The organism is Bacillus arachidis (assembly GCF_030285945.1).
Classification (GTDB): domain Bacteria; phylum Bacillota; class Bacilli; order Bacillales; family Bacillaceae_G; genus Bacillus_A; species Bacillus_A arachidis.
Map to the genome: position 1 here is coordinate 730246 of NZ_CP127376.1, position 12984 is coordinate 743229.

General features: G+C 36.3%; 12 protein-coding genes. 8 read left to right on the forward strand and 4 right to left on the reverse strand.

Features of this window, described 5'->3' with window-relative positions; genetic code table 11:
• Positions 1 to 21 precede the first annotated feature (21 nt).
• Positions 22 to 1440 (reverse strand): amino acid permease, encoded by a 1419-nt coding sequence (locus tag QRY57_RS05305; protein WP_026592967.1) that lies wholly within the window; start codon positions 1438 to 1440, stop codon positions 22 to 24.
• Positions 1441 to 1863: 423 nt separating this feature from the next.
• Between QRY57_RS05305 and QRY57_RS05310 the strand changes: the two genes are divergently transcribed.
• The 6 genes from QRY57_RS05310 to QRY57_RS05335 all read left to right on the forward strand — a co-directional run bounded on the left by QRY57_RS05310 (position 1864) and on the right by QRY57_RS05335 (position 8147).
• Positions 1864 to 2577, forward strand: coding sequence for a C39 family peptidase (locus tag QRY57_RS05310; RefSeq protein ID WP_286016833.1), 714 nt, complete (start codon positions 1864 to 1866; stop codon positions 2575 to 2577).
• A gap of 126 nt (positions 2578 to 2703) precedes the next feature.
• Complete coding sequence (locus QRY57_RS05315) at positions 2704 to 3879, forward strand: M20 family metallopeptidase (protein ID WP_286016834.1); 1176 nt, start codon at positions 2704 to 2706, stop codon at positions 3877 to 3879.
• A 308-nt stretch (positions 3880 to 4187) separates the two neighbouring features.
• Positions 4188 to 5657, forward strand: coding sequence for a spore germination protein (locus tag QRY57_RS05320; RefSeq protein WP_286016835.1), 1470 nt, complete (start codon positions 4188 to 4190; stop codon positions 5655 to 5657).
• Between the two features lies 1 nt (position 5658).
• Positions 5659 to 6774 (forward strand): GerAB/ArcD/ProY family transporter, encoded by a 1116-nt coding sequence (locus QRY57_RS05325; protein ID WP_286016836.1) that lies wholly within the window; start codon positions 5659 to 5661, stop codon positions 6772 to 6774.
• Positions 6758 to 7933: a Ger(x)C family spore germination protein gene (locus QRY57_RS05330; RefSeq protein ID WP_286016837.1), complete on the forward strand. Its 1176-nt coding sequence runs from the start codon at positions 6758 to 6760 to the stop codon at positions 7931 to 7933. Before QRY57_RS05325 ends, QRY57_RS05330 begins: the two co-directional genes overlap by 17 nt.
• A 67-nt stretch (positions 7934 to 8000) precedes the next feature.
• Positions 8001 to 8147: a hypothetical protein gene (locus tag QRY57_RS05335; protein ID WP_155924342.1), complete on the forward strand. Its 147-nt coding sequence runs from the start codon at positions 8001 to 8003 to the stop codon at positions 8145 to 8147.
• A 114-nt stretch (positions 8148 to 8261) separates the two neighbouring features.
• Here the strand turns inward: QRY57_RS05335 and QRY57_RS05340 are convergent, their stop codons facing one another.
• From QRY57_RS05340 to QRY57_RS05350, 3 genes are read right to left on the reverse strand one after another with little or no spacing between them, the layout of a single operon-like run.
• Positions 8262 to 9662, reverse strand: coding sequence for a nucleoside recognition domain-containing protein (locus QRY57_RS05340; RefSeq protein ID WP_090694286.1), 1401 nt, complete (start codon positions 9660 to 9662; stop codon positions 8262 to 8264).
• The gene (locus tag QRY57_RS05345) at positions 9640 to 10362 is read right to left on the reverse strand and encodes a FeoB small GTPase domain-containing protein (RefSeq protein ID WP_286016838.1); all 723 of its coding nucleotides are present in this window, start codon (positions 10360 to 10362) and stop codon (positions 9640 to 9642) included. Before QRY57_RS05345 ends, QRY57_RS05340 begins: the two co-directional genes overlap by 23 nt.
• Positions 10359 to 10616 carry a FeoA family protein gene (locus QRY57_RS05350; protein ID WP_286016839.1) on the reverse strand — a complete coding sequence of 86 codons (258 nt, stop codon included), beginning with the start codon at positions 10614 to 10616 and terminating at the stop codon, positions 10359 to 10361. The genes QRY57_RS05345 and QRY57_RS05350 overlap by 4 nt, the downstream gene beginning before the upstream one ends.
• 503 nt (positions 10617 to 11119) lie before the next feature.
• On the opposite strand from QRY57_RS05350, the gene QRY57_RS05355 reads away from it, so the two are divergent.
• Both QRY57_RS05355 and pstC read left to right on the forward strand, forming a co-directional pair.
• Positions 11120 to 12022: a phosphate ABC transporter substrate-binding protein PstS family protein gene (locus QRY57_RS05355; protein ID WP_090694296.1), complete on the forward strand. Its 903-nt coding sequence runs from the start codon at positions 11120 to 11122 to the stop codon at positions 12020 to 12022.
• Positions 12023 to 12092: 70 nt separating this feature from the next.
• Positions 12093 to 12983: a phosphate ABC transporter permease subunit PstC gene (pstC, locus tag QRY57_RS05360; RefSeq protein ID WP_026592977.1), complete on the forward strand. Its 891-nt coding sequence runs from the start codon at positions 12093 to 12095 to the stop codon at positions 12981 to 12983.
• The last annotated feature ends 1 nt before the right edge of the window (position 12984 follow it).

The window sequence follows — 12984 nt, forward strand, 5'->3', positions numbered from 1 at the left end:
ATAGTTGAATATTTTATATATTTAGTTTATTTCTTGTGTAATCTTTTGTTGTTGTTCAAATGTGACGATTTTTTTATATTTAATTTGATATAAGATATAGCAAATAATCATAAATGGAATCCCGCAATAAAGGGCGATTCTTTGATCTGGAATGAAAGCCAAACTAACGAATGTAATAAAATTTAAAGAGAAAGCTAAAATTGGAACAATTGGATAAAGAGGTGTACGGTATTTTAAATCGTTTATATTTCCGCCATTCTTTATAAATTCTCTTCGGAAGAAAAATTGTGAAGCTGCAATTGACATCCAGACAACAACTGCTGCCATTGCGGCAATCGATGTTAGAACTAAAAAGACAGTGTCTGCAGCAAATACACTTGTTAAAAGTGAGAGACTTGCAAAGATAAGGCTGAAAATTAAAGCATTCAGTGGTACTCCCTTCTTTGTTAATTTCGCAAATGCAGGACTTGCCATACCTTGTTTTGACATAGCCCAAAGCATACGAGAATTCGCATATAGCCCTGAATTCGCTACTGATAGTACAGCGGTAATGATAACAAAGTTCATAATGTCAGCTGCATATGGAATCCCAACTGTATCAAAGACAAGTACAAATGGGCTTTCTACAAGATTAGCCTCCTGCCATGGGAGTAGGCCTACAACAACTGCAATTGCTAATACGAAAAAGAATAAAGTACGCCAAATTGTATTTTTAATTGCTTTTGGAATTGTTTTTTCAGGGTTTTCGCTTTCACCTGAAGCAATTCCAATTAGTTCCGTTCCCTGGAAGGAATAATTTACAGTAATCATTGTAAGAAGAACAGCTAAGGCACCATTTGGAAATAACCCACCATTTTCAGTGAAGTTATGAAGCATTGGTGCGGGTTTCCCATTGAAATCTAAGAACCCAAACATAACAGCGCCTCCAAGTATAATGAAGACAACGATTGTTGTGACTTTTACACTGGAAAACCAAAATTCTGCCTCTGCAAATGCTTTCGTTGATAAAGCGTTTACAATGAAAAGGATTGCTGCAAATGTAACACACCAAATCCATGAAGAAACATCTGGAAACCAGCGCTTCATTAAAATACTAACAGTTGTCAGTTCTACGCCAACTGTAACAGCCCAGTTCAGCCAATACATCCAGCCAACGACAAATCCAAAACCAGGTGAAATAAATTTGCTTGCATAACTTTGAAATGAGCCTGCTTCTGGCATGGCAACAGATAGTTCACCGAGACAGAGCATGGTTAAATACATCACGAAACCACCAACTAAAAATGCAAGGATCGCTCCGCCAGGTCCAGCGTTATGGACAATTTGTCCTGATCCCATAAAGAGTCCTGTGCCAATGACACCTCCAAGTGCAATCATAAAAAGGTGTCGACTTTTCATTGTACGTTGTAAGCTAGTTTGTTCTGTAGTTGTTTGATTCATATTCCCTTCACCCCGTATTTCTTTCCTTATTTGTTTTACTCAATGAGTATCGAGCGTGCTTCGTTTCACTAATCATCAGTGGGGGATGAAAAACATACTAATAGTAGTTTTCTTTATATCACTATAGAAATCGATTATGTATACTTTCTGGGTGTAAGAGTGGTGATACAAATAACTATGATTAGCTTCATGTAATCTTACGTCTTGTGAATGAAAGAGGATTCTTTCTTCTAAGTATTTTTAATTATAGCGAAATATTCTGAAAATGTATATTTATTTTTCTTTCTATTACAAAAAATAAGAATTTTAAAACATATTAATCGAATACTAATTCATATAATCTTTCTAGCAAACTGGGTAGAAGAAAGGTACAATAAAAAGAGTAGCGTTTGCTGAAAATAATGATGTAATGGAGTTTTGAATATGTTAAAGAAATTTAAATATATGTGTATTGTAGCGATTGTACTTGTTGTTGCTATTTTTGTAGGGAAAAATAAAATTCTTCAAAAAGTACACGAGTTACGCGTGAGTTTTTTGTTTGATATGAAAGAAACGGCTATGATTGAAAATGTTCCATTTATAAAACAACTTCCAGAACTGCAGCGAGGTTGTGAGGTTACGAGTCTAGCAATGTTATTGCAGTATAAAGGTGTACAAGTAGATAAGATGCAACTTGCAAGTGAAGTCAATAAAGTTCCATTTAAAGAAAATAATCTTCGCGGAAATCCTCATGAAGGATTTGTAGGGAATATTTATACGAAATCTGAACCAGGTTACGGTGTTTATCATCAGCCAATTTTTAAACTTGCAGAAAAATATGTACCTGAAAAAACGATTAATTTAACTGGAAGAGAAATTGAAGATATATATAAAGTCATTAGTTCGGGTTCACCAGTATGGATCATTGCAAATACAACGTTTCAACCGCTAGCTGAGGATAGTTTTGAAACATGGAATACAAATGAAGGCGATGTAAAAATTACATATTATGAGCATAGTGTTGTGGTAGTTGGATATGATCAAAATTATGTATATATGAATGATCCATTAGCTAATAATCCGAATAAAAAAGTATCACGTTCTGAATTTGAAAGAGCATGGGAACAAATGGGCAAGCAAGCAATTACTATTTTATAAAAGTAAAAGCTATCTAATATGGTAGCTTTTTTCTTTTATGCGAATTAAATATTCTGAATATTATTTCTTTTGTGTTGGATTGGGGTTATACTAACAGCTAACTTAGTGAAGAAAGGAAGAGGATAGATGGATGAAGTAAAAGAAAGTGTTCTTTTTAAAGAACATTTAATAGAATGGAGAAGGCATTTTCACAGATATCCAGAGTTATCTTTTCAAGAGGAAAAAACATCGCAGTTCATATACGACATACTTCAAACAATTCCTCACCTAGAAATTTCAAGGCCGACAAAGTATAGCATTATGGCAAGATTAACTGGTAAGAGGCCAGGGAAAACAATTGCAATTCGTGCAGATATGGATGCACTTCCCATACGAGAAGAAAATCAGTTTGAATTTGTTTCTAAAAATCCAGGAGTGATGCATGCCTGCGGGCACGACGGTCATATTGCAATGCTTCTGGGCACTGTATATACGCTCGTAGAACAAAGGGAAAAAATCCAAGGTGAAATTCGTTTTCTATTTCAACATGCCGAAGAGAATTTTCCAGGTGGGGCTGGGGAGATGGTTGCTGCAGGCGTAATGGAAGATGTTGATTATATTATTGGAGCACACCTTTGGGCTTCTTTAGAAGTTGGGAAAGTTGGGGTTATTTATGGTCCAGCGATGGCAGCGCCTGATGTGTTTAAAATTACAATAGAAGGAAAAGGTGGGCATGCAGGTATTCCTCATGAAACAGTTGATAGCATTGCCATTGGTACGCAGGTCGTTACGCAGCTTCAGCAAATCGTATCGCGTCTTACGAATCCGTTAGATTCTCTCGTTTTATCTGTAACGCAGTTTCATGCGGGTACAACGCATAATGTAATTCCTGAGCAGGCGAAAATCGAAGGTACGGTAAGAAGTTTAAAGCATGAATTAAGAGGACAAACCGCCCAGCGGATTGAAAATATTGTGAAGCATATTACAGAAGCGTACGGTGCTACATATCATTATTCTTATGAATATGGTTATCGTCCGGTTGTGAATGATGAATGGGTTACACAACTTGTGGAAAATACAGCACTAGAGCTTTATGGAAGAGAACGAGTAAGTAGGTTGCAACCTACGATGGCAGGGGAAGATTTTTCAGCCTTTTTACAAAAGGCGCCGGGTACGTTTTTCTTTATTGGCGCTGGAAATAAAGAAAAAGGCATTGTGTATCCACATCATCATCCGCGTTTTACAATTGATGAAGATGCCTTACCAATTGGGGTGGAAGTTTTTGTGAAGTCTGTTTTGAACTGTATGAGAAAAGGAGAATGAGATAAAAAATACACGTACTAGCACGTATTCCTATTTTTTTTGCTTAGTTATCGGACCAGTATTTACAAAGTTTGTCTTTATTTTTCGGTATTGTGGCGTTAATCAGAAACATCATTGTCATGTTTGGAGTTAGTATGATAACTAGAAATGTTGAAGTACGATACAATTCTACTGCGTTAGAGAAGTAAGAATTGTATGCAATGAAAAAGCTATCTTTCTAAAGGGAGATAGCTTTTTTCATTGCATACATTTTCCCGAGATGGAGAAATATAACGGTAACATCTTGAGAGGAAAGTTAGGTGAGGTAGATGACGAATTTAGAGGCAAGCTTATCTGCAATTACAAACTCTATTCGAGAAACATTGCAGTCTCCTAATGATTTAACGGTGCGGGAGTTTGCGCTTTCTTGCTCATCTACTCGATGTGCTGTTGTGTTTCTATGTGGGCTTACTGATAAAGACTTGATTTATCGATTTATTATTCGTCCATTACAACAAGAAGAGATTCCGAATAAAGTCCCAATCATGCAAACCATATTAGATAGATTTATTTCTATAGGTGAAGTAAATACAGTAGAGACATTTTCAGATGTTATTAATTCTGTTCTAGTAGGAGATACGGTTGTTTTAATTGATGGAATTCCTCATGCATTAGTGATTAATAGCCGAGCATGGGAAAGACGAAGTTTAGAACCGCCGATTACAGAAAATATCATTCGGGGTCCTAAAATAGGTTTCACTGAGGATATTGCAACAAATAAAATGCTAATTCGGCGTGATTTGCGTGACCCAAAACTTCGATTTCAATCCTATATTATGGGAAAACGCTCTCAAAAAGAAGTTACATTAATTTATATTGAAGATATAATCAATCCTTATATCGTAAATGAATTGAATCGGCGCTTACAGTCGATTGAAACGGATGTGATATTAGATTCTGGGAAAGTTGAGCACCTATTGGAGGAAAATACTCTGTCTCCTTTCCCGCAATTTTTAAATACGGAAAGACCAGATAGAGCGATAGCTTCTTTGGCAAAAGGAAAGGTGGTTATTTTAGTAGACGGGTCGCCTTTTGCTGTCATCGCGCCTATGGTTATTGTGGATATTTTTCAATCGCCAGAAGATCATTACGAGAGATGGATTATTGGGACCTTATTAAGAGGACTTCGTATGGCAGCTGGACTTATGGCAATCTTACTTCCAGCGGTATATGTTGCGCTTGTTTCCTATCATCAAGGACTTATTCCATCTAATCTTGCATATTCAATTGCTGGGGCAAGGGAAGGAGTACCGTTTCCCGCCTATATTGAAACTATCATTATGACATTAACAATGGAATTAATTAGAGAAGCAGGGCTTCGTTTACCTAAGCAAATTGGACAAACTGTCGGGATTGTAGGAGGACTTGTTATTGGTGAAGCGGCGGTAAGCGCGGGGATTGTCAATCCTTTTATGGTTATTATCATTGCCGTTACGGCTATTGCTACCTTTTCTTTGCCTGTTTATAGTATAACAATTACATTTCGTTTCTTGTTATTTGCGTTTATTTTAGCTGCTACCCTATTTGGGCTATATGGGATTATTTTGGCGTTAATTGCATTAGCAGTCCATATTACGAATTTAAAAAGTGTTGGAATTCCGTATTTTACGCCGTTAGCTCCTGCTTTTTATAAGGATTGGAAAGAAGAAGTGGCATTGTTACCGAGGGCAATGTTAAAAACGAGACCAGATTATTTACAGACGCAAGATAAAACATTACGTTCAAAGGAGAGAGAATAAATTGAAACCGTTTGAATACGGAGATGAAGAAATTGGATCTCGCGAGATAACATTTGCAGTATCTTCGGTCATCATAGGTACGGGAGCACTTTCGATGCCCCGTGTGATTGCAGAGCAGACTCTTTTCACAGATGGCTGGGTCATATTATTCCTTGGTGGTTTGATTTGTGCGTTTTTTGCTTGGATAATTACCAAAATAGCAAATTTATTTCCAAACCAAACGTTTTTTCAATATACAAGTGCCTACTTATCGAAGCCAGTCGCTTATGGTGTCACCGGTATTTTAGTGTTAACATTCGCTGGAATTACGGCGTTTCAAGCGCGAGCCATTTCAATTATTGCACAAACATATTTATTTGGTAAAACGCCTATTGAACTTTTATCATTTTTCTACTTGCTTGTTGTTGTTTATGGAGTAAGTGGTTCTAGGGCGGCCTTACTCCGTCTTAGCATATTATTTTTGCCAATTGTGGTGAGTGCCATTTTAGCTTTGTCGTTATTAAATATAAATTTAATGGATACTCGTAATTTGTTGCCGCTTTTTCAAACAAAATGGAGCCAGTATGCTATTGGAATGAAGGAATCGATATTTACATTCATTGGATTTGAGGTAGTTTTATTTTATTCTTCAATTGTGAAGCAAAAAGATAAAGCGCCTTTGGCTGCCGCAAAGGGAGTGATGATTACTAATTTACTATATATTCTCATCTACCTCACTTGTATTATTGTCTTTTCTAATTCTACGACGAAGAGTTTAACGTACCCTGTTATTGAATTAGGAAAGGAGATTGAAATTGGCGGCGGTTTTTTAGAACGTTTTGATGCGATTTTCTTTACGACTTGGATTCTTACAATTTTTAATACGACTGCTATATATTATGACATCGCAGTAGTGGGGTTTTGTTCGATGTTTTCTTCTATTAAAAAGAAAACATTTATTTTTGTAAGTGCACCGATTATTTATTTGTTGAATATGCTTCCGGAAAATGTTACGAAAGTAACTCGGTATGGTACCTACTTAGCTTGGGTTGATATGGCATGCGTTATCATTGTTCCTCTGCTCGTTTTCATTATCTATAAAATAAAGGGGGGCAAAAATAGTGAATCATCTTCATAAGTGTATTTACTGTATTGCCTTGTTTATATGTATGAGTGGTTGTTCAGAGCGAAAGGAAATTGAAGAGCGAGGTTTTGTTGTAGGAGTAGCTTTTGATGTTGCGAAAGAAGAAAGTGAATCAAAGAAACCACCTCGTATGAAAGGAACCTATCAACTTGTCTTGCCGAGGTCGTTTGCTCAACAGGGCGGGGGTAAAAGTCAAGGGGGAACTAATTATATTAATATTAGTGCAACTGCTGATAGTGTATTCGCACAAATCCGAGAGATATCTAAAAAAATTAGTCGCTCTTTATTTTTTCCGCATATTCAAGTTATCGTCTTTTCAAAAGACTTATTAAAACATCCAATGGTTTTAGAACAAACGTTAGATGTCTTTTTTCGTGATCATGAAATGAGGAGAAATATTCGGATTTTTGTTTCTAAAGAACGAGCGGATCGTATTTTACAACAAAGTGCTAAACCGGAAAATTTACCAGCGAAATATATTGATTTGCTAGCAGATCATGCAGACGCGAATGCGTATATGTTAGAAGCGGTTCGCACTGGTGATGTACAAGAAACGATGGTTGCTAAGCGAAGTTTTGTGCTTCCGATTTTACAATTAACAAAACAAGGTGTGAAAATGGAAGGGGCTGCTATGTTTCAAGGGAAGGATAATAAATTGATCGGCCTTTTAACTGGGAAAAATACGCAAGGATTAAATTATATAATTGGAAAGAAAGCGAGTGGTTTTGTAACTATTCAACAAGAGAAAAAAACGTTCACGTATGAAATTCACAAAATAAGGCGAAAAATACATGCTTCTTTCGCAGAACCACGTCATCCTAAGTTTACAGTTGATATTTATCCTGAAGGTGTACTAGCAGAGGTACAGTTAGGCGGGGATGGAAAGGTGTGGAGTGACAAGCAAATGAAGACATCCATCTCCAAAGAGATGGAGAGTATAGCGATGGGAACGATAAAAAAAGTGCAGAAATCTTTTGGAACGGATGTTCTTGGATTAGGAGATTATTATAAGCGGCATAATTATAAAGAGTGGAAGAAGATAGAGAAAAACTGGGATAAGGGAGAGAACTATTTTACTAAGAGTAACATAGTTGTTCATGTTCATCCGGTGGTAGAACATTCAGGTTCTTTGATGCCAAAAGGTGGTCAGTAATGTGAAATGGAGAGGCTTTTACTGATATCTAGCATCTTTAAATGGAAAGAGGAGCGATGATAATGATATGAAGATGCCTTCTACTTTGACAATTATAAATACGATTTTAATGGGAATTATTCCATATACGATTCACTTTTTGAATAAAAAAATTAAAAAATATGGCGCGCAGCCGTGGGAAAGTCCAAGTGAAGATGAAAAAGGAGACCTGTAGTCTAAGTTTCCTTTTATGTATTGTTACTATCAATTTTAGCGGAATCTAAGAATCTAATTGGTGAAAAGCAACCATCAGTGGAGGAAGAATCCTCCTACTGATGGAAGTTTCACTTTATACAAGCCCTAACCAATGTACCAATTGCGTTGTGAGGAATGTAACTGCAATGGCGATAACAGTAGGGATTGCAAATGATAGAAATGTCCATTTTGGACTTTTTGTTTCTTTATAAATGTTAACTAATGTTGTTCCGCATGGGAAATGAAGAAGAGAGAACAGCATTGTATTTAACGCAGTGAGCCAAGTCCAGCCGTGTTCTAAGAACAAGTTTTTAATTTGGTTTAAATCATCTAGTTCGGTTAAAGCGCCAGTTGATAAATAAGACATTAATAAAATTGGAATGACAATTTCGTTAGCTGGTAATCCAAGGATAAATGCAGCTAGAATGAATCCGTCAAGGCCGAGTAATTTAGCGAATGGATCTAAGAAATTTACAAAATACATAAGTAGGCTTGTGTCGCCTACATAAATATTTGCTAATATCCAAGTTAATACAGCCGCAGGTGCAGCTACAATCACTGCACGTTTTAACACATATAATGATTTATCAAGTGTGGAACGTACAATTGTATTCCAAATTTTTGGCTTACGGTATGGTGGTAATTCTAACGTATAGTGGGTTGGGACACCTTTTAAAGCAGTTTTTGATAATACCCAAGATACTGTTAATGTTACAATAACCCCAATTACAACCATTCCGACTACAACACCAGCTGTAACAAGTGTTTGCATGCTGCCGGTATATCCAGCAGCCATAAATAGTGATGCCATTAATATTAATGTAGGCCAACGTCCGTTACATGGAACAAAATTGTTTGTTAAGATTGCTAACATACGCTCACGTGGTGACTCGATAATACGTGTTGACATAATGGCAGCAGCGTTACAACCAAATCCCATTGCCATTGTTAAGGATTGTTTTCCGTGAGCACCAGAACGTTTAAATAAACGATCCATGTTAAAAGCGACACGTGGTAAGTATCCATAGTTTTCTAATAAGGCAAACATAGGGAAGAAAATAGCCATAGGTGGTAACATAACGCTAATTACAGCTCCAGTACCACGGAATAAGCCGAGAATTAAAATACCTTGTAGCCATTCTGGAGCGTTCATTGCTTGAAACCAAGTGGTTAAATGACCTTCTGCCCATCCAAAAAATTCAGCAATCATATCAGACGGCACATTAGCTCCTGCAATTGTAAGATAAAAAATAATAGATAAAATTCCGAGCATGATTGGGAAGCCAAATATAGGAGAAGTGAAAATTTTATCTAGCTTCTCTGAACGGTATAACTTATCGGTGTTCGTGTATTGAACAGCTTCTTTACATATACTTGCGGAAGTTCGATAAATATCACCAACAATATCATCTCGTATATCCTCTTTTGTAAGGGTTTGTGCATGCTGAACAATATAATCTAATGGAAGAGCTTTACTGGCTGAGTGAGATTCCATTTATTACGACCTCCCTTACAAGCGGCTCCTTATGATGTTTTTGGAGTGTTGCTAGAAAATTTTTATCTCCATCTAATATACGGAGTGCCACCCAGCGTGCGGGATAAGTATCTCCGAATACTTTGTAGATTTCTGGTTCTAATTTCTGAATCATATTTTCAATTTGTTCATTATAAGTAATTTGAATTGGCGTAGGGATTAATTTTTTATTTGCCACTTTCGCTATTACATTTAGTAAATGACCAATTCCAATTCTGTTTCGAGCGGAAATTTTAACTACAGGAACTCCGAGTGACTTTGCTAATTTTTTTTCATCGATAATAATTCCCTTTTTTTCAGCCTCATCTATTAAGTTAATGCAAACTACAACGTCTTTTGTCATTTCCATAACTTGCAGTGCTAAGTTTAAATTTCTTTCCATTGCAGTTGCATCCACAACAACGACAGTTACGTCAGGTTTTTCAAAAATGATATAATCGCGTGCTACTTCCTCATCTACAGAATTTGAATAAAGAGAGTATGTTCCTGGTAAATCAATGAGGGTATACAACCCCTCGTTATGTTCATATTCACCTTCTGCCTTTAATACAGTTTTTCCAGTCCAGTTTCCAGTATGTTGCTTTAATCCTGTTAATGTATTAAACAATGTACTTTTTCCGGTATTTGGGTTTCCTGCTAGCGCAATGCGATGGTTTTTCATTCTAAATCATCTCCTATTGATTTCACGAAAATAAGGGAACTTTCTTCGTTACGCAGTGCAATGGTTGTATTGCTTACTTGATATGCAATTGGATCTCCAAGTGGGCTTTTTTGCAATACTTTAATAGTAGCTCCAGGAATAAAGCCTAAATCTAATAAACGACGTTTCATAGTTCCTTCTAATTGTATCTTCTCGATTTGTACAAACTGCCCTGTTTGGAAACTTGAAAGGGGTTTGATATTAGCCGATACCATAAAAGTTACCTCTTCTCTATATTTTTAGTGTTAGTTTAAAAAGTTTGCCGAGGGAAACTTTTTGTTAGTAATATAGTAGACTACATGAAATGATGTTGTCAATTGGTACTTTAAAAATATTCAATTATTTTTAGAATTGTTCCAATTTATTTTGTTGTACAGAAAAATATTCCTGAAATTACGTGGAGTAACATCAATAAAGTTAAAAAAACGAATGGATTTGTAAATGTATTTTTAACACTGGTAGTGAAAAAAAAGAATTTTATTTACGATAAATTTACATTGTTAAAAGTAAATTTACAATCAGAGCTAATTTGTGTGGATTCTTTTGGTTTTTTAAATAAAAAGAGGTGAAATATATAGGTTTTGAGTTGGATTGTCTCTCTTTACTTAAAATTAAAAATTGCTTAACACTAACATAATATTATTGTCCTACAATGAATTTGTGTTCGAAAGAAGTAAGTGAATGTGAAAAAGCGATAATCCAAATGGGGGTACAAGACATGGTTATGAAAAAAGGTATTAAATTTTCTTTAGCGGCATTAGTAGTTGCGGGTGCTTTAGTTGGGTGTGGGAAATCAGAGAGCACAGATAGTAATGGAACTGCTAAAGGTAATAATGATTCAAAACAAGAATTGTCGGGTACAATTGCGGCAGCTGGTTCTACGGCTCTTCAACCGCTTGCTGAAGAAGCTGGTAAAAAATTCATGGAAAAGAATCCAAGCGTTTCTATTCAAGTTCAAGGTGGCGGTAGTGGAACAGGGATTAACCAAGTAGCTTCTGGTGCGGTTCAAATCGGTAACTCTGATGTTCCGGCTGCAGATAAAATAAAAGATGCGGAAAAAGCGAAAGAATTAGTAGATAACAAAGTGGCAGGTATTGCATTTGCACTTGTTGTAAATAAAGATGTGAAGGTCGACAACTTAACTGTGAAACAAGTACAAGATATTTTCAGCGGGAAAGTTACAAACTGGAAAGAGTTAGGCGGTAAAGATGAGAAAATTAACGTGATTAACCGTCCGGCATCTTCTGGTACACGTGCTACATTTGAAAAAACAGTTATGAAAGACGCGAAGATTAACGATGGAACAGGTACAACACAAGATTCTAACGGTGCGGTAGAACAAGCTATTAACTCTACTCCAGGTTCTATTAGTTATCTTGCAATGTCTTATATGGTAGGCGATAAAAAAGGTGCATTACAAACTGTGAAAATTGATGGTGCAGAGCCAAAAGTTGAAAACATTTCTTCTGGTAAATATCCATTTTGGTCTTATGAGTACATGGTAACAAAAGGGGAAGCAAAAGAAGCTACAAAAGCTTATATCGATTATGTAAAAGGTAAAGACTTCGAAAAACAAGTTGAAGATATGGGTTATATTCCAATGTCTAAACTGAATAAGTAAACATTCAACGGGGCTGGCTGCAAGGCCAGCCTTGTTCATTTCAATCTATGAAGTGGGGTTGTGTCCTGTGATGAAGGGGAAAAAACAAATTAATTATGTAAAAAGTGAATATATCGGAAGAACGCTTGTTACATTTTGCGGTATATTTATTGTCCTTGTTACATTGGCAATTATTGCATTTATTTGCGGAAAAGGAATTCAATCCTTTACGCAAAGTGGTATTTCATTTTCTGAGGTGCTAACATCAACAAATTGGAATCCGAATGCTGATAAGGGATCATTTGGTGCTGTTATCTTTATTGTTGGTTCAACGCTTGTTTCGTTAGGGGCAGTCGTTATTAGTGCGCCAATCGCACTTGCACTTGCGATATTTATGAATTTAATTTCACCGAAGTTTGGTAATAAAGTATTAAAGCCTGTTTTGGAATTATTAGTTGGAATTCCTTCAGTAGTATACGGTTTGTTAGGGGTTACGATTTTAGTTCCGCTTTTACGTGATTCATTCGGCGGTGTTGGTTTTAGTTTGATTGCGGGTATTATCGTACTTAGTATTATGATTTTGCCTACTATTGCTAGTATTGCTTCTGATGCAATACGTTCGGTTCCGTTTGATTACTTAGAGGCCTCTTATGGTTTAGGCTCGACGAAATGGCAAGCGATTAGCCGTGTGATTGTTCCAGCTGCAAAAAAAGGTATTTTAACAGGGGTTGTTCTAGGATTAGCTCGTGCTTTCGGTGAAGCGTTAGCGGTTCAAATGGTAATTGGGAATACAGTTAAATTACCTGAAGGGATATATAGCCCAACGGCAACATTGACAGGTATTTTGACAATGGATATGACGAATACGTTAAATGGAACTGCCTGGAATAATGCTTTATGGACATTGGCAATGATATTACTTGTTATTTCATTCCTATTTATTTTAGTAATTCGAGCAATTGGTCAAAGAGGTGAGCGATAAC